Annotated in this window: 15 protein-coding genes; 9 read left to right on the top strand and 6 right to left on the bottom strand. The window is 33.7% G+C overall.

Annotated elements, in window-relative coordinates; all coding sequences use genetic code 11:
• Positions 1–184: 184 nt before the first annotated feature.
• From Anndu_RS04540 to Anndu_RS04530, 3 genes are all read right to left on the bottom strand, one after another.
• Positions 185–1,030, bottom strand: coding sequence for an MBL fold metallo-hydrolase (locus Anndu_RS04540; RefSeq protein WP_464103233.1), 846 nt, complete (start codon positions 1,028–1,030; stop codon positions 185–187).
• Positions 1,031–1,252: 222 nt separating this feature from the next.
• A complete protein-coding gene (locus tag Anndu_RS04535) occupies positions 1,253–1,999 on the bottom strand; it encodes a helix-turn-helix domain-containing protein (protein ID WP_464103232.1) in 747 nt (248 codons plus the stop codon).
• Positions 2,000–2,097: 98 nt separating this feature from the next.
• Positions 2,098–2,844: a pseudouridine synthase gene (locus tag Anndu_RS04530; RefSeq protein ID WP_464103231.1), complete on the bottom strand. Its 747-nt coding sequence runs from the start codon at positions 2,842–2,844 to the stop codon at positions 2,098–2,100.
• Positions 2,845–3,039: 195 nt separating this feature from the next.
• On the opposite strand from Anndu_RS04530, the gene Anndu_RS04525 reads away from it, so the two are divergent.
• Together Anndu_RS04525 and Anndu_RS04520 are read left to right on the top strand one after the other, a co-directional pair.
• Positions 3,040–3,762 carry an LmeA family phospholipid-binding protein gene (locus Anndu_RS04525; protein WP_464103230.1) on the top strand — a complete coding sequence of 241 codons (723 nt, stop codon included), beginning with the start codon at positions 3,040–3,042 and terminating at the stop codon, positions 3,760–3,762.
• Positions 3,763–3,812: 50 nt separating this feature from the next.
• Positions 3,813–5,063 (top strand): competence/damage-inducible protein A, encoded by a 1,251-nt coding sequence (locus tag Anndu_RS04520; RefSeq protein WP_464103229.1) that lies wholly within the window; start codon positions 3,813–3,815, stop codon positions 5,061–5,063.
• 56 nt (positions 5,064–5,119) lie between these two features.
• On the opposite strand, the gene Anndu_RS04515 is transcribed toward Anndu_RS04520, so the two are convergent.
• The gene (locus Anndu_RS04515; RefSeq protein ID WP_464103228.1) at positions 5,120–5,461 is read right to left on the bottom strand and encodes a hypothetical protein; all 342 of its coding nucleotides are present in this window, start codon (positions 5,459–5,461) and stop codon (positions 5,120–5,122) included.
• A gap of 142 nt (positions 5,462–5,603) precedes the next feature.
• Positions 5,604–7,103, bottom strand: coding sequence for a DNA phosphorothioation system restriction enzyme (locus Anndu_RS04510; RefSeq protein ID WP_464103227.1), 1,500 nt, complete (start codon positions 7,101–7,103; stop codon positions 5,604–5,606).
• A gap of 270 nt (positions 7,104–7,373) precedes the next feature.
• Here Anndu_RS04510 and Anndu_RS04505 point away from each other — a divergent pair, with 270 nt between their 5' ends.
• The 6 genes from Anndu_RS04505 to Anndu_RS04480 all read left to right on the top strand — a co-directional run bounded on the left by Anndu_RS04505 (position 7,374) and on the right by Anndu_RS04480 (position 15,433).
• Positions 7,374–8,366, top strand: a complete 993-nt coding sequence (locus Anndu_RS04505; RefSeq protein ID WP_464103226.1) for a ribonuclease III domain-containing protein — start codon at positions 7,374–7,376, stop codon at positions 8,364–8,366.
• Between the two features lie 104 nt (positions 8,367–8,470).
• On the top strand, positions 8,471–9,436 hold the full coding sequence (locus tag Anndu_RS04500; protein ID WP_464103225.1) for a protochlorophyllide reductase: 966 nt from the start codon (positions 8,471–8,473) through the stop codon (positions 9,434–9,436).
• Between the two features lie 264 nt (positions 9,437–9,700).
• Positions 9,701–10,402: a hypothetical protein gene (locus Anndu_RS04495; RefSeq protein ID WP_464103224.1), complete on the top strand. Its 702-nt coding sequence runs from the start codon at positions 9,701–9,703 to the stop codon at positions 10,400–10,402.
• A gap of 316 nt (positions 10,403–10,718) precedes the next feature.
• On the top strand, positions 10,719–12,749 hold the full coding sequence (gene ligA / locus Anndu_RS04490) for an NAD-dependent DNA ligase LigA (RefSeq protein WP_464103223.1): 2,031 nt from the start codon (positions 10,719–10,721) through the stop codon (positions 12,747–12,749).
• Positions 12,750–13,040: 291 nt separating this feature from the next.
• Positions 13,041–14,642: a B12-binding domain-containing radical SAM protein gene (locus tag Anndu_RS04485; RefSeq protein ID WP_464103222.1), complete on the top strand. Its 1,602-nt coding sequence runs from the start codon at positions 13,041–13,043 to the stop codon at positions 14,640–14,642.
• Between the two features lie 134 nt (positions 14,643–14,776).
• The gene (locus tag Anndu_RS04480) at positions 14,777–15,433 is read left to right on the top strand and encodes a glutathione S-transferase family protein (RefSeq protein ID WP_464103221.1); all 657 of its coding nucleotides are present in this window, start codon (positions 14,777–14,779) and stop codon (positions 15,431–15,433) included.
• 73 nt (positions 15,434–15,506) lie between these two features.
• Here the strand turns inward: Anndu_RS04480 and cax are convergent, their stop codons facing one another.
• On the bottom strand, positions 15,507–16,604 hold the full coding sequence (gene cax, locus Anndu_RS04475; RefSeq protein WP_464103220.1) for a calcium/proton exchanger: 1,098 nt from the start codon (positions 16,602–16,604) through the stop codon (positions 15,507–15,509).
• 396 nt (positions 16,605–17,000) lie between these two features.
• Here cax and Anndu_RS04470 point away from each other — a divergent pair, with 396 nt between their 5' ends.
• The gene (locus Anndu_RS04470; protein ID WP_464103219.1) at positions 17,001–17,381 is read left to right on the top strand and encodes a response regulator; all 381 of its coding nucleotides are present in this window, start codon (positions 17,001–17,003) and stop codon (positions 17,379–17,381) included.
• The last annotated feature ends 58 nt before the right edge of the window (positions 17,382–17,439 follow it).

The following is a 17,439-nucleotide window of genomic DNA, read 5'->3' as shown; positions in this document are numbered from 1 at the left end:
TAATTACGATTCTTTTTTTAAACTGTTCAGGGAACAAGTTTATTTAGGTTACTAAGAAAATAAGTATAAAGTAAAAGCAAGTACCTTTGATCACGACTTTTTTCTGAAGTGGCTTAAACCCGACCAAAATCAACAAGTTTGCTGATTTTCTGATTAACTTACGCTTTCACCATCATTCTTCTAGTTAATCATCTGTCACAATTAAAGATAATCCTTCTTTCGCAATAATTCCATTCGGAAAGGCTTGGGCTACCTCAACGGCAACATGATCAAGAAAATCATCATTATGTAAGGGATCGTGATGAAAAATTACCAATTTTTTAACGTCTGCTTTTTGTGCAATTTTGACTGCTTCTTGCCAAGTGGAATGCCCCCAGCCTACTTTACTAGAGGTTTTTGAGTAATATTCTTCATCCGTATAGGTGGCATCAATGATCATCACATCGGCCTGATGTGCTAATTTTAAAACATTTTGATCAAAGCGATCGGCAAAATGTTCCGTATCCGTCACATAAGCCACTGATAAGTTTTGCCAATCAATTTTATAGCCTACTGCTTCTCCGGGATGATTTAAAAGATAATTTTGAATAGTAATGTCCCCAATTTTAACGGTTTCTTCAATTTTTAAATTACGGAAATTAAGTTGAGATTGCATAATTTGTAGCGGTACGGGAAAATTAGGGTGTAACATTTGATCATGTAAACGCTGTTCAATGGTTGCACCGTCTGGGCTAGGAACTCCATAAATATGAAAGGTATTTCCCTGAATAAAGGCAGGGACGAAAAAAGGAAAACCCTGAATATGATCCCAATGGGAATGGGTAAAAAATAGATGCGCCGTCACGGGTAACTGGGATAATAATGATTGTCCTAAAACTCTAATGCCTGTTCCTCCATCAAATATTAAACGCTCATTGCCTACTTTCATCTCTACACAGGGCGTATTACCGCCATAACGCACGGTTTCTGAACCCGGACAGGGGATGCTTCCCCGTACTCCCCAAAAAGTAATTTGCAGTTGGTTAGACATATTTATTTTAATTATTAATTATTATTTATTAATTATTATTTATTAATTATTATTCGTTATTCTTAACAAGGCTTTGAGTCTCTTTTAACAACTAATTAATCTGTTTTAGAATTCTTATATTTATCAATTATAAAACTTATTTCACCAAGCAGATGTGATTTTCGTCACAACTAAATCAAAAAAATGGTCACTGGTTACTGGTTACTGGTTAGTGATCACCGTTTAAGGTGCTTTATAGGTTATTTCTTGAATTTGTCCGGGTTGGCCTAATTTTTGAGCTTGTTGATCATTTAAGGCGACTAACACCCCCCCTGCATTACCTGTGCGTAAGGTTAATTCTTGTTTGGCGCTCCAAGTGCGGTTAGTGCCTTTAGGTAATTCTCCTTTAAATGTAGTTTTGCCATCTACTACGACTTCTAACCATGATTGATCTTCAAGTTCAATTTTAACACTCAAATTTTCTGGATGATTGGCAATATTTTGAGCTAAAGATTGATTATGATCGTTAGAAGCAATGGAAATACCTTTATTTTCAATTAATGATCTTTCTAAGGCGGTGGATAAACCTTTAACGGAAAGGGCTACCACTAGGATATAAAATACATATAAATGAATAGTTTTAAGTTGAAAAACTGGTAATTGCCATTTATTTTGAGTGTCTAAAATGGTGCTACTAGACTCCATCGGAAACCTTTGTGATAGTTCGATCGCATCTAAGTCTAATATTTCCGCAAAACGCCGAATAAAACCTTGGGTATAAATGCCAGGGGGTAAACTGTCTAAATGTCCTTTTTCGATGGCTTTTAAAAGGCGTTGTGAGATGCAAGTTTGTTCAGCAATGACACTGAGGGAGAGTTTTTTTTCGGTACGAGTTTGCTGGAGAATTAAACCAATTTCTCGCAGTGCCGTTTGTTGTTGTTGTTTAAAACTAGGTTTTTTGTTTTTTTGGGTTTTAAATAGGTTAAGCATAATCTTTTGAGTAGTTTTCAATAGTAAAAAATCAAAGTTTTAAAAGTAATAATCAACAATAAAAGTTAAATTTAAAAAAAAAATAATAATAAATATAATTAAGATGTCTTGACTTTAAGTTGCTGTAATTCACGAAATGTTAACTTACGATATTTTCCTTTGGGAAGGGATGAACCATTTTCTAATTTTAATTTTATATCTCCAATTGCTTGGCGATGGAGTTGTAAAACTTCAAAGCCAAATTGTTCTGCTATTCTTCTAATTTGACGGTTTTTTCCTTCCGTGAGGATAATTTCTAAGTCTGTTTGAGTTTGAGAGCGTTTTATTAGACTGATCTGGGCGGGTAAAGTTTTTTCTCCATCTAAGATCACCCCTTCACTCCATTGTTTGATCATGGCATTGGGAAAATGCCCCTTTAAACGTACATCATAGACTTTTGGTAGATGATAACGGGGATGGGTTAAACTTAGGGTTAACTCCCCATCATTAGTTAAGATTAATGCACCTGTTGATTTGGCATCAAGTCGGCCAATGGGGTGTATTCCCGTACCTTTTTTAAGGTGGGGGGGTAATAAGTCAAGCACAGTGGTACGATCTTGGGGATCATAACAAGTGGATAAAACTCCTTTTGGTTTATTCAATAGCAAATAGAGATGATCAGGGCGATCTTTTGGTTGAATGACTTGGCCATCTACTTCTAAACGATCGAGTCTAATGTCTACGGTTTGACCTAATTTTACTAAATTACCATTGAGTCGCACCCGTCCGTCCAGAATCATTTTTTCTGCTTGACGACGAGAGGCGATCCCCCATTGTGATAGAATTTTCTGAACCCTTTGTGCCATAAGGCTTTATTTGAGATTTGAGTTTAGATAAGGTTAAGGTTGATTGGAATTGATTACATAAATTGTGATCAACTATGTACAAATATTACAAGAAGTAACGAACAAATGGTAAATTTTCTTATAAGAATAAGTAATATGATAAGTAATCTTACCTAGCTATTTTTGATTATAACATTCCTCTGAATTATCGGTAATATGACGAAAACTAAAGTTCAAAGTAAAATTATTGCTTCGGTGTTGTCTCCGGCCATTAAATTATATTTGCGATCGCAAGTTGACCAAGTGGAAGGCTTAGAAATTAAAATTAAGGGGGGAGATAGCCAAATATTAAGGGGGCATATTCCCGAAGTTTCTTTAATGGCACAGCGTGCTATTTATCAGGGTTTATTTTTATCCCAAGTTCAAGTAACGGGGGAAAATATTAAAATTAATTTAGGTCAAGTCTTAAAGGGTAAGGCTTTGAGACTATTAGAACCGATTTTTATTGCGGGGAAAATCACTTTAGAAAAAAATGATTTACAAGCATCTTTAGCTTCTTCTTTGTTAAGTAGTGGTTTAAAAGACCTTCTTACTTTATTATTAAAACAAAAAGAAATTGATAATCCAGAGGAAATATTAAGAAATTATGACATTACATGGGAAGAAGTAAATTTTCAATCAGATCTAGTTAGTTTAAAAGGAATTTTAAAAGATGATCAACAGGAAATTTTCCCGATCCATTTATCCACAGGTTTGAGTTTAATAGATAAACAAATTTTATCATTAAATAGTTTAAAAGTTGAGGCTCAACCTGAACATTTTAGGGTTAATTTAAGTGATTTTCAAGTTGATTTAGGAGAGGAAGTAGAGATTAATCATTTAAAATTAGATCACAGTCAACTTTCTTGTCATGGTAAATTAACTGTTAAACCTGATTAAGTTATTTGTTATTTATTAATTATCCATTATTTATTATTCATTAATTAAACATGAGTGCAGAAATTATTTGTGTGGGAACGGAATTATTATTAGGTGATATTCTTAATAGTAATCTTCAATATTTAGGTCAACAATTGGCAATTTTAGGTATTCCCCATTATTATCAAACCGTAGTAGGTGATAATCTTGAAAGGGTCAAAAATGCCATTGACATAGCCCTTGGCCGTTCTTCGATTTTGATTTTTACCGGAGGGCTAGGCCCTACCCCAGACGATCTCACCACTGAGGCGATCGCCGCCTATTTTGAGAGTCCTTTAATTGAAAAAAGCGAAATTATAGAGGATATGAAGGCTAAATTTGCGAAAAGAGGCAGAGAATTAGCCTCAAATAATTATAAACAAGCCTTAATTCCTGAAGGTGCAACCATTTTACCCAATCCCACTGGAACAGCCCCTGGGATCATTTGGCAACCGAGGGAAAATGTGAGTATTCTAACTTTTCCAGGTGTTCCGAGTGAAATGTATCGAATGTGGCAAGAAACGGCCATCCCCTACCTGAAAAGTCAAGGCTGGGGTCAAGAAATGATTTACTCTCAAATGTTGAGATTTTGGGGCATTGGTGAATCTAATTTAGCTCTGAAAGTTAATCATTTATTTAACTTAAATAATCCGATGGTTGCACCTTATGCCTCTAAAGGTGAAGTGCGTTTAAGAGTTTCTAGTAAAGCAAAATCAGAGGATGAAGCCTTTAATTTAATAAATCCCGTAGTCAAAGAAATTAAAGATATAGCCGGAGAAGATTATTTCGGTTGTGATAATGATACTTTAGCCTCAGTAGTTGGGGGATTATTAAAAGCAAAAAATCAAACTTTAAGTGTGGCGGAATCCTGTACAGGGGGCGGCTTAGGCTCGATGATTACCTCTGTTTCCGGCAGTTCAGCTTATTTTAAAGGGGGGATAATTGCCTACGATAATCAGGTTAAAATGTCAGTTTTAGGAGTCTCTGAAAACTCATTAAATCAATTTGGGGCGGTGAGTCATCAAGTGGCACAGGAAATGGCTCAAGGGGTGCAAAAATGCTTAAATACGGATTGGAGTATTAGTATTACAGGGATAGCTGGGCCGGAAGGTGGAACGCCGGAAAAGCCCATTGGCCTAGTTTATATTGCCATCGCCCATCGGGATCATCCTGTTTCGAGTGTGGAATACCGTCTGGGAGATGAAAGGGGAAGGGATTTAATTCGCCATTTTAGCACTTGTTACGGGTTAGATCAATTAAGACGAAAATTGTTAAACATTTGATGTAACTGTAAGCTGTAACCCTCTCAGATAGGGAGAGGGTCTTTTTTTTTCTAATATTAAATTAAGGCTTCAAATTCGTTTCTTAAACATTCCACATTCGCAATTCTAGCAACAATAATATTTTCACTGCTATTTTCCATTGATTCTAATTGATGTTTGACCTCTTGAATATTACTCGAATGTTTTAACCAAAAATTAATCATAGTATTCACCACATCATCCCAATTCCAGTTAGGCTTATGGGGGATTAATTCTGTTGATTGAATAAACCCATCTAAAGTACAATAATAACTTCCTAAATAAGCTTTACTGCGATTAGGATTTTGCTCAAACATTTGTTGATAATTAAAAAAAGTTAAAATAGGAGCAATTCCTAATATTTCAAAATTATAGGACATAGTAACATCTCTCCAATAATTAATCACACAACAATTAAAGTATTGATATAAATATAACAATATTTTTGACAAAAGATGTAAAATTTTACACAATTTGTTAGATCTTTTTTTAGCACTCAATCTTGAGGAGTGCTAATTTTAACTATGATAAAAAACGCTCAGTTATTTGGGATAATTGTTCAATTGCTTCAGCTGAATTATCGGCTAATTGTGCAAATTCAATGAAACGATTTAACTCTTTTTTTAATAAGTTTTTTTCTACTTCCCACGTTAAGCGATCTAAGTCGGGGGGCATGACAATCATATCAAATAATTTGGCTTTTTCTTTATCAGGATGAGGTCTTAAAATGCGGCCTCTACGTTGAATAAATTGACGTGGATTACCCGTACTTGCTAAAATAACTGCATTTTTAATAATGGGAATATCTACCCCTTCATCTAAACATTTAATCGCTACTAAACCCTGTAATTCTCCTTTTTCAAATTGTTGTCTTAATTTTTCCCTTTGCTCTAGGGGGGTTTCGGCGGTATAAGTATTAACTCGATAGCCTAATTCTGCTCCTAAAATACGGGTTACAGCCTCAACTTGTTTTGAATAGTCTTGATTATAATTATCTACATTTCCATCACCACAGTAGAATAAAGTATGACTTTTTAATTGATATTTTAGCATTAATTCTTTCAGGGCGATCAGTTTATTTTTAGCTACACTAATTAAACGACTTCTTCTCATTAATAAGGCCGTTAAACTTTCATTATTATTAAGATTATTATTTTGAGCTAATGCCCATCCAATTCTTTTAGTCAGTTTAGCATATAAAAATGATTCATCTTCTGTTAAATTAACAAAAATGGGATAGTATAAATATTGGGCTAATGCTCCTTTTTCAATGGCATCTTTTAAGGTAAATTCAGGTTGTAAAACTTGGCCAAAATAGTTAAAAATTAAATCCGTTCCTTCTTCATCAAAATAGCGATCAGGGGTGGCAGAAAGGGCTAATCTTAATCCGATTTGACGGGGAAGACAACTTTCTAAACGGGGAGAGCCTAAATGATGAACTTCATCGCCAACTATTAAAGATTTTTCAGGAAAAAATTTAAGTTGAGATTGAAAACCATCCGTAATAAATGTTGAATTAGTGGTTATAATAGTAATAAATGCTTGATTTTTGGCTCGAATATTATATAATTGATTAGAAAGAATATTTTGCCAACTTTGCACATTCTCAAAGGCTAAAATTGGCATTAAATTAAACTTTTGACATTCTTTTTCCCATTGAGTAACTAAATGACGATAGGGACAAATTACTAATAATAATTCTAAACCTATTTGTTGATAAAGTTCGGTCATAATAGCTAAAGCGGTGATAGTTTTACCGCTACCCGTAGCCATTTTTAATGTGCCTCTGCCTTTATTTTTAAACCAATTTAAAACCGCCTGATGTTGATAGTCTCTTAGTTTAAGATTATTAGGTAAATTAGGAATATTTGAGGAGAAAATAGCATAAGAATTACTTATTTCTTTAACGGAAAAATGTAATTTTTTCTCTGGGAATAAATAGTTATGTTTTTGACAATAAACATCAATAATTTTTGACCAATTAAGATTATTTAGATTTAAGATTTGTGGCTGGTTATTCATCTTATTGTTAAAAATTTTCTTAAAATAATACAGAGCAGGTTTTGACCTTAATTAATCAATTATCAATTGTCCATTGTCCGTTGTCAATTGATAAAAATAATTATCTTAACTGAAAATTACCGCTTTTATGTACTAAAGTTACCAAAACTGTTATAATGACTAAATAATCAGATAAAATCTACTGCTACAATCATTAATCTTAATATAGAGTTTTTTATCTATTGATTACAAAAATATTCAATTATATTTATTGTTAAATCTAAATTAATTATGAACTGGAATCCTTCTCTTATTGAAAATAAAATCGGTCTTCAATTTAAAAATAATAAACTTTTAAGACTAGCTTTAATTCATCCTTCATACGCTATCCAAATTAATGAACCTGAAGAAGACAATGAGCGTTTAGCTTTTTTAGGAAAAGCAGTTTTAAATTTAACAACTGTCAATTATTTATATCAAAATTGTCCCTATTTAAGTATTACAAAATGGTCTCAATTACAAGAAAAAATTGCTGATGAAGAAAGGTTAACTAAAATCTGGTTTAATTTAGGTTTAGGGGAAAGTTATCCCTTTTTAGGATTAAAAGAAGATCGTTATACTTTAAAACAAAAAAAGAAAATTATTTTTACTGATGCCTTGTTTGCTTTAATCGGTTCAATTTATATAGATCGGGGTTTTAATCAAGTTCAAACATGGGTTAATAAAAAGTTAATTGAACCTTTATTACAAGCTCATTTGAAAAAAGATCAGGAAAGAATTACCCCAGATAAACAGTTAGAATATTTGGGTTCAATGTTATTAAAAGCGATTTGTGCCGAGGTTGTGTATAGGAATTTGCCTTATGTTAGTGTTAAATATTTAACTAATTTAACCAAAAATATTCAATCTAAATCTCAACAGGATTATTATTTTCAAGAATTAAATGAAAAAGATTGGAATTTAGTTAATCCTGATTTAAAAGATACGATCAAAAAATCTTTTAAAAGTTTTTTAGGGGCGATTTATTTACATTTTAATGTTAAGAGTAATTATAAAAAATATAATGTGAAAAAAGAACAACAAATTAAATATACCGTCACGGAAACAAAAGAATGGTTTGAGGAAAAATTTATCGATCGAGAAGAACTTTTAAAAGAAGGAATTACTTTACTTTTAAAAGATGAAAAACCGCAAAAATGGATTATTCGTTATGTGATGGGTTATGAAAGTAATAAATATCAAGAGGGTAGAGAAAAATTCCACGAATTGATCAATCAAAATTAATATTTGATGTTAATTTTCTCTTGTCAATTGTCAATTGTCAACTGATTAATGGTATCTTAAACTAATAAAGATAAAATAATTTTAAAAGGAGCTATTCAATAAATATGGCACAGGATAACAAAAATACTGTGATTATTACAGGCACGACTTCAGGTGTGGGTTTATATGCGGCCAAAGCCTTTGCCAATCGGGGCAACTGGCACATTATTATGGCTTGTCGAGATGTGGAAAAAATGAAAAAAACCGCTAAAGAAGTCGGTATTCCCGAAGATACTTACACTATTATTCACCTTGATTTAGGAAGTTTACTGAGTGTGAGAACTTTTGTGGCTGATTTTCGCGCCACAGGCAGAACCTTAGAGGCTGTAGTCTGTAACGCCGCCATTTATATGCCTTTATTGAAAGAACCTTTATTCAGTCCAGAGGGTTATGAGTTAAGTATGGCTACTAATCACCTTGGTCATTTTTTACTCTGTAACCTCTTATTACCTGATCTGCAAAGATCTACCTACAGCGATCGCCGCATGGTAATTTTAGGAACGGTAACTCACAATCCGAAGGAATTAGGCGGTAAAATACCTCCCCGTCCCGATCTGGGTAATTTACAAGGTTTTGAAGAAGGTTTCAGAGAACCAATTACGATGGTAGACGGTAAAAAATTCGAGCCTGTCAAAGCTTATAAAGATAGTAAAGTGTGTAATGTGTTAACCATGAAAGAATTACACAAACGCTATCATGAGTCCACTGGTATTACTTTCACCTCACTTTATCCGGGTTGTGTAGCGGATACTCCTTTATTCCGTAATCATTATCCCTTATTCCAAAAAATCTTTCCCCTTTTCCAACGCTATATTACCGGAGGTTATGTGACTCAGGAATTAGCAGGAGAGCGGGTAGCTCAAGTGGTAATCGATCCTGAATTTAAACGGTCTGGGGCTTATTGGAGTTGGGGGAATCGTCAGAAAAAAGGCCGACAATCCTTTGTTCAAGAAGTCTCAAAAGATGCCAGTGACAGCGATAAAGGCGAAAAAATGTGGGATTTAAGCTTAAAATTAGTGGGTTTAGCTTAAAATTATTGCCCCTCACCAAATTATTGCCCCTCACCCCCCTTGGACTTCCCTCAGTGACCAGTGAGGGGGGAACTATTTAATAATTTTTGATTTAATATTAGCAAAAATTCACCCCTCTCCCACAGGGAGAAGGGCTGGGGGTGACGGCTTTTCTGAAAAATCACCGAATTTTTGTCTTAACATTTGAAACTTAACATTTGGAACAAAGCTCAATCCTGAGCGTCTGATCGGCCATCAGAATTTATGAAAAAGAGGATTATTCAGATGTTTAACCAACAAAATCAACTAAAAAAATCAGCCCTGATCGCTTTGATGATTAGTGCTACGGGCTTAAGTTCAGCTTTACCAATTACCGCCGCTCAAGCCCAACTATTTAGGGGAAGTAGAATTCCCAGACAGACTTATTCCCTCAATCAAACTCGTCAAGTTAATATTCCTAAAAATACGGTTTTACCAGTACAATATGAGGGTGAAGAAACAAAAATTTTATTAAAAGAAGATGAATCTTTAGATATAACTCTGAGTATTTCTGCTAATATTCAAGATAGTAGTCGTAGATTATTAATTCCGTTAGGAACTAAAGTAGAGGGAACTCTCCAACCAGCAGAAAAAGATGGAAAAAAAGGCTCACAATTTTTGGCGAAAAATTTAGTATTTGCCGATGGCAGAACTCAACCGATTAATGGACTTTCTCAAGTGGTAACACGCACGGAAACGGTGCAAGAAGGTGCTACAGGGGGAGAAATTTTAGACGGTGCTTTGATCGGTGCGGCCGCCGCCACTGTCTTAAGTATTTTCACGGGAGATAATGCGATCGCAACGGAAGAAGTATTAGGAGGAGGAGCTTTAGGAGCTTTAGGAGCTTTAATCTTTGGGGCTGGATCCGTTGATTTAATCTCCATAGACCCCGATCGAGATCTAAATATTACCCTCCAACAAGATTTAATTATTGCCCTTAATAATTAATAATTAGGAATAATTAGTAATTTTTATTTTATAATTTTTAAGGTTTTATTCAGAGTAAATAAAACCTAACTAGATTAATTAATCAGTTTTTTGGTGATCGCTTTTTGAGTTTCTGTTAGAAAGTTAAGAAGCGATCGCTTTGTGTTGCAATAGTTTTAAACTTCAGAAATAATCATGATTGGCTGATAGTGGGAAAAGGGAGCTATTATCTTGTATAATTGTGATTAAACTTAAGAACGATCAACTAATAATTAAAAATATATTTAACAATTAATATTAAATCAATTTATCTTAATTTAAAAACCGTTAATATTTTATGACAATTAACTTAGAAATTCAACAAAAAGTTGCTCAATTAAAAGAACAATTACAGAAGGCTTCTTATGCTTATTATGTATTAGATGATCCTATCATGGAAGATAGTGTTTATGATCAATTATATCGTCAATTACAGGAATTAGAAATAGAGTTTCCTAAGTTAATTACTCCCGATAGTCCGACCCAAAGAGTAGGAGATACCCCCGCCTCAAAATTTATTAATGTTAAACATAATATTCCCCTTTATAGTTTAGAAAATGCTTTTAATCTTGGAGAATTACATAAATGGGATCAGCGTTGGAAAAGACTAACAAATAATAATAATAATCAAAATTATGTGTGTGAATTAAAAATAGATGGATGTTCTTTAGCATTAACTTATGAAAAGGGAATTTTAACAAGGGGAGTAACAAGAGGAGATGGGATCACGGGCGAAGAAATTACCCAAAATGTTAAAACAATTCGCTCAATTCCCCTTAAATTAAATTTAGAAAATCCACCTGATCTAATAGAAGTAAGAGGTGAAGTTTTTTTACCAATAAAAACATTTGATCAGATTAATTTAAAAAGGCAAAAAAATGGGGAATCCTTATTTGCAAATCCCCGTAATGCGACTGCTGGAACTTTAAGACAATTAGACTCTAAAAAAGTAGCCGATCGCCGCTTAGATTTCTTTGCTTATACTTTACATTTACCCGAAGATTTTAAGAGTAATATTAATACCCAATGGGATTCATTAGAATTTTTACAAAAATTAGGTTTTCGAGTTAATCCATATCGTAAACTTTGTTTGACAATAGAAGCAGTAGATCAATATTTTCAAGAATGGGATGAAAAACGCAAAACCTTGGCATATATGACTGATGGAGTGGTCGTTAAATTAAATTTGATCTCATTACAACAGGAATTAGGCTTTACTCAAAAATTCCCCCGTTGGGCGATCGCTTTAAAATATCCTGCGGAAGAAGTACCAACTAAAGTAATAGAAATTAGCCTAAATATAGGGCGTACAGGTGCAGTTACACCGATGGCAATTATGCAACCTGTGGAAGTAGCAGGAACAACTGTACAAAAGGCAACATTACACAATGAAGATCGAATTAAAGAGTTAGATATTAGGGTAGGAGATACGGTAGTAATTCGTAAAGCAGGTGAGATAATTCCTGAAGTTGTGAGAGTCTTAAAAGAGTTACGCCCCGATCATACTATACCCTACGAAATGCCAGAAAACTGTCCCGAATGTGGCTCAAAATTAGTACGCCCTAAAGGAGAGGCTGTTACCCGTTGTGTTAATAATTCATGCCCCGCTATTTTAAGGGGAAGTTTAATCCATTGGGGAAGTCGTGATGCGTTAGACATTAGGGGTTTAGGGGAAAAAAATGTGATTTTATTAATTGAAAATAACTTAGTAAAATCGATCGCCGATCTTTATAATTTAACAGCAGAAATGATTGAAAATTTAGATCGCATGGGTAAAAAATCTGCTCAAAATTTAATTAATGCAATTAACAATTCTAAAAATCAATCATACTCAAGGGTTTTATATGGTTTAGGGATTCGTTTTGTGGGGAAAGTTAATGCAGAAATCTTAACAGAAAATTTCCCTAAAATTGATTTATTAGCACAGGCAAAAATTACCGATTTAGAATCAGTTTATGGCATAGGTTTAGAAATAGCTCAATCTGTGTTTGAATGGTTTAAAATAGAAGAAAACTTACGGTTAATTCAACAGTTAAAATCAGCAGGTTTAAGTTTTGAAAAACAAGTTTCAACCGTTAGTAATTCTTTAAATAACTTATTATTAAAAGATAAAACTTTTGTTTTAACAGGAACATTACCAACTTTAAAACGCAAAGAAGCAGAGGATATTATTAAAAAATTAGGGGGTAAAATTTCCAGTTCAATTAGTAAGAAAACCGATTATTTATTATTAGGAGAAGATGCGGGATCAAAATTAGAAAAAGCTCGTAGTTTAGGGATAAAAGAAATGAGTGAGCAGGAATTATTAACTATTTTAAAAAACTCATGAAGTAATTTATAATTTGTTTAACTTAATAATTAGACATTAAGCTACACAATAATCACAGATAATTTCATCTAAGGATTTATTTAAAGTTGCGTACATTTTCGCTCTTTTTAAAGCAAGGCATTTTAAAGCAAAATAGTACACTTGCATTAACTATAAATTGTAAAAAAAGAGCAGTTTTTAAGTTGAAGTGTTAAGATCAACAAAAATGCTTCAAAAAACCTAATTTCAAAATTTTTTCGTTAAAATTTTAATATTAAAACCATTAACCTTTAATAAAAATTACAAAATACTATGACCAAAGCATTACTAATTTATCCCATTTTTCCTAAAACTTTCTGGTCTTATGACAAAATTTTAGAATTAGTTAATCGTAAAGTCTTATTACCACCTTTAGGTTTAATTACTGTGGCGGGAATTTTACCCCAAGAATGGCAATTTAAGCTTGTAGATCGCAATATTCGCCCCGTTACAGAAGATGAATGGGCATGGGCTGATCTGGTGATCATTTCTGGTATGATTGTCCAAAAATATGACATGATTGATCAAATTCAAGAGGCAAAAAAACGTCATAAATTAGTAGCTGTGGGGGGGCCTTATGTTTCATCTGTTCCCCATGAAGTAGAAAATGCTGGGGCAGATTTTTTAATTTTAGATGAGGGTGAAATTACTTTACCCATGTTTGTGGAAGCCCTTGCAAATGGCGAAAAAAGCGGTGTTTTTCGTGCTAGTCAAAAGCCTGATGTTACCACTACCCCCATCCCTCGTTATGATTTATTGGAGTTAGATGCTTATGATTCCATGTCGGTGCAGTTTTCGAGGGGTTGTCCTTTTCAATGTGAATTTTGTGATATTATTGTCCTTTATGGCAGGAAACCTCGCACTAAAACTCCTGAACAATTATTGAAAGAATTAGATTTTCTTTATGATTTGGGTTGGCGAAGGGGTGTGTTTATGGTTGATGATAATTTTATTGGCAATAAACGCAATGTTAAACTGTTATTAAATGAGTTAAAAGTATGGCAAGAAAAACATCAATTTCCCTTTAAATTTAACACGGAAGCTTCTATTGATTTAGCCGCCGATCAAGAGTTAATGGATTTGATGGTAGAATGTAATTTTGATGCGGTATTTTTAGGGATTGAAACTCCTGATGAAGATAGTTTACAATTGACTAAAAAATTCCAAAATACTCGCACTTCTTTGGCGGATTCAATTGATATAATTATTAAAGCAGGTTTACGCCCCATGGCGGGTTTTATTATCGGTTTTGATGGTGAGAAAAAAGGGGCTGGCGATCGCATTATCCGTTTTGCCGAGTTAACCGCCATACCCACAACGACTTTCGCCATGTTACAAGCTTTACCAAATACGGCACTTTGGCATCGTTTGCAAAAAGAAGGGCGTTTGCGAGAAAATAAAGACGGGAATATTAATCAAACTACTTTAATGAATTTTATTCCCACTCGTCCTTTAGAAGATATTGCACACGAATATGTAGAAGCATTTTGGGCATTATATGAGCCTAAACAGTATTTAGATCGGGTTTATCGGTGTTTTTTAAAATTAGGTGAACCTAAGTGCAAACCTCCTGCTAAATTACCAAGTTTTATTGATTTAAAAGCATTAGCAATTGTAATTTGGCGACAAGGAATTAAACGTAATACCCGTTGGAAATTTTGGCATCATTTATTTAGTATTATTAAAAATAATCCGGGGGTTTGGGAACATTATTTAACAGTTTGTGCGCATAACGAACACTTTTTAGAATATCGTCAAATTGTTAAACAACAAATTGAAGATCAATTGGCAGAATATTTAAAACAAGAAGCTTTAATTAAAGAAATTAAACCTTCCGAAAATATTAATCCAGAAATTGAAGTGATCGCTAGTTAATTTGTGATCTAAAATGTGGAAAAGGCGGAAAATTTTTAATATTTACCCCTTTTTTGCATTTTTTAAGCAAATTGATTGCCAATTTTTCAATTATCAACTAATAATATATTAATTTAAAATTTATTGAATTAACAATGATTAAACTCTATCACGTTCCCCTATCTTTCAATTCTCGTCGAGTGTGGATCGCCTTATTAGAAAAAGGCTTAAATTTTGAACTAATTGAAATGAAGCTTGATGGGGATCAATTTACACCAGAATTTCTTAAACTTAATCCCTTTCATCATATTCCGATGTTAGTTGATGGGGATTTTCGAGTAATTGAATCTTTTGCAATTTTAGACTATTTAGAGGCTAAATATCCCGATCCGCCTTTATTACCAAGCAATCCTGAATCTTTAGCTATTATTAAAATGGTACAAATGGTAATAGTAAACGAGTTTGTTGGCTTAGGAATGCAACCGTTAATGCGTAAGTCTATGCAGTTAGGAGAAATTAGTGATGAACAGTTAGCAAAAGCCAATAAACAAACGCAAACCGTTTTAACTTTCTTAGAAGAATTATTAGGGGAAAATCCCTTTTTTGGCGGTGATAGTTTAACCTTAGCTGATATTGTGGCAGGTACTACTATTCCTTGGTTAAATATGTTAGGTTTTGATTTAAGTTCCTATCACAAAATTAATGATTGGATCCCTCGATTAAATCAGCGTGAAAGTTGGCAAAAAACTCAACCTACTCAATCACAAATTGATGATTTTGTCGGGAGAATGAAAGCCAGAATGGCCAAATAATAGGTAATAAATATTAGATAAAAAAACTCCCTGATCTAATCTTAGGAAACAGGGAGTTAAAACCTAACAAAAATTAACCAAGCCCTGCTACCACAGGATGGAAGAAAAAGGCTAAACCCAAAACACCATAAGTAGCTAATAATAAACTGCCTTCTAACCAATTTGATTTACCATCAGCATTGATTGAATTAACAATTAAAACCGCTACCACTACCGCCACTAATTCAAAAGGGTTAAAATCTAGATCCATGGGCTGGCCGATCAGCCATCCGGCGATCACTAAGACGGGGGCTACAAATAAGGCGATCTGCATACTTGATCCCACGGCCACCGATAGGGATAGATCCATTTTATTTTTCATGGCTACAGTTACGGCCGTGGCGTGTTCGGCCGCATTGCCAATAATGGGTAATAAAATAACCCCCGTAAAGAGGGCGGTTAAACCTAGTTCAGAAGTGGCTTCTTCTAAGGATTCTACCAATAATTCAGATTCTACGGCCACGGCTAAAGTTACGGCCAAAAGCACACCAATCCATAATTTTAAATTAACTTGATGTGGTTGTTTGTCGTCTTCTTCTTCTAAGTCCACTACTCCCACATCATAGAGATAGGAGTGAGTTTTCATGGAAAATAATAAAGTTAAACCATAAACAATCACTAAAATTACTGCTACTGCTACACTTAAATTCTGTAAAGTTGACTTTTCAATTCCTGTAGAAGTATATTGCACCGCAGTGGGTACAAGTAAGGCGATCACCGCCAAATTCATTAAACTAGCATTAGTGGAGGCCACCGTTGTTTGAAATTCTTGCTCTTTATATCTTAAACCCCCTAATAACATGGCAAAACCCATAACTAAGAGCAAATTACTAATAATTGAGCCTGTGATCGTGGCTTTGACTACCTCCACTAAACCAGATTTTAAGGCAATAAAAGCTAAAATTAATTCTGTGGCATTGCCAAAAGTGGCATTAAGTAAACCGCCTAAGTTGGGGCCTACCACTACCGCTATTTCCTCTGTTGCTTCACCCATAAAGGCCGCTAACGGCACGATCGCCAAACAAGCCGTTACAAAGACGATAACCGGAGACCAATCTAAAAAATGTGCGGTGATCGAAAATGGTACAAATAACAAAAGAATCAAAAAAAATGTTTTTTGGTTAAATTTCATAAGGCAATTTTTACTTACTAAGATGTTGTCGTTTCAATTGTAAACTCAATTTTACTTAATCAATTTATTTTTAAGTATAACTATAGATTGTAGGAAATTAATTATAAAAAAAAAGCTTAAAGCCTTGTTAAGAATAACAAATAATGAATAACAAAACCATTAACTTTTATTGCCAAGCTTCAATTAGGTACTTAATATATTGCAAAAATTAAAGTTATAAAAAGAAAAGTAAACAAAAATTCTGATTTTAACCTAGATATGCTGAAATAGAAATTAGATTAAGGTAAGATCATGGCTCAAACCTTAATAAAAAATTAACAATTATTGATTTTTCACAACATTAAAATATCATAATTATTCAATTAAAACTATTCAATGGCAAGGAAATAACCTAATATGAGAAAGATTTTAGTTGTAGACGACTCGGCCACTATGCGCAAAATGGTGATGGCCACCTTAAGAAATATACCCGATGTAACTTTTGGTGAGGCAGGTAACGGTTTAGAAGCGATCGAACAAATGAAACTCGCTCCATTTGATCTGATGGTATTAGACTTAAATATGCCCGATATGCACGGTTTAGACGTTTTGAGATTCGTTTTATCCCATCCTGATTATCATACCACCCCCATAGTCATTTTAACCACCAAAGGGGATGATCAAAGTCGTCATGAAGCTTTTGAGGCGGGAGCGGCCTGTTATTTAACTAAGCCTTTTCAGCCCCAATCATTTGCGGGACAGATCAGAGATTTTTTAAATGCTAATGGCAAAAAGTAACTGAATTATTGCTAATAAATCACAGCTAATTTTATTTTTCAATTATTAATTTTAAATT

Source organism: Annamia dubia NIES-4383 (assembly GCF_055394725.1).
Note: the sequence above shows the minus strand (reverse complement) of the source record. Positions and strands in the feature narration are given on the sequence as shown.

Coding starts and splice junctions, on each gene's coding strand:
- Anndu_RS04505 (WP_464103226.1), top strand. CDS start 7,374: ATGAACTGGAATCCTTCTCTTATTGAAAATAAAATCGGTCTTCAATTT.
- Anndu_RS04495 (WP_464103224.1), top strand. CDS start 9,701: ATGTTTAACCAACAAAATCAACTAAAAAAATCAGCCCTGATCGCTTTG.
- Anndu_RS04485 (WP_464103222.1), top strand. CDS start 13,041: ATGACCAAAGCATTACTAATTTATCCCATTTTTCCTAAAACTTTCTGG.
- Anndu_RS04500 (WP_464103225.1), top strand. CDS start 8,471: ATGGCACAGGATAACAAAAATACTGTGATTATTACAGGCACGACTTCA.
- ligA (WP_464103223.1), top strand. CDS start 10,719: ATGACAATTAACTTAGAAATTCAACAAAAAGTTGCTCAATTAAAAGAA.
- Anndu_RS04510 (WP_464103227.1), bottom strand. CDS start 7,103: ATGAATAACCAGCCACAAATCTTAAATCTAAATAATCTTAATTGGTCA.
- Anndu_RS04480 (WP_464103221.1), top strand. CDS start 14,777: ATGATTAAACTCTATCACGTTCCCCTATCTTTCAATTCTCGTCGAGTG.
- Anndu_RS04470 (WP_464103219.1), top strand. CDS start 17,001: ATGAGAAAGATTTTAGTTGTAGACGACTCGGCCACTATGCGCAAAATG.
- Anndu_RS04525 (WP_464103230.1), top strand. CDS start 3,040: ATGACGAAAACTAAAGTTCAAAGTAAAATTATTGCTTCGGTGTTGTCT.
- Anndu_RS04540 (WP_464103233.1), bottom strand. CDS start 1,030: ATGTCTAACCAACTGCAAATTACTTTTTGGGGAGTACGGGGAAGCATC.
- Anndu_RS04530 (WP_464103231.1), bottom strand. CDS start 2,844: ATGGCACAAAGGGTTCAGAAAATTCTATCACAATGGGGGATCGCCTCT.
- Anndu_RS04515 (WP_464103228.1), bottom strand. CDS start 5,461: ATGTCCTATAATTTTGAAATATTAGGAATTGCTCCTATTTTAACTTTT.
- Anndu_RS04535 (WP_464103232.1), bottom strand. CDS start 1,999: ATGCTTAACCTATTTAAAACCCAAAAAAACAAAAAACCTAGTTTTAAA.
- cax (WP_464103220.1), bottom strand. CDS start 16,604: ATGAAATTTAACCAAAAAACATTTTTTTTGATTCTTTTGTTATTTGTA.
- Anndu_RS04520 (WP_464103229.1), top strand. CDS start 3,813: ATGAGTGCAGAAATTATTTGTGTGGGAACGGAATTATTATTAGGTGAT.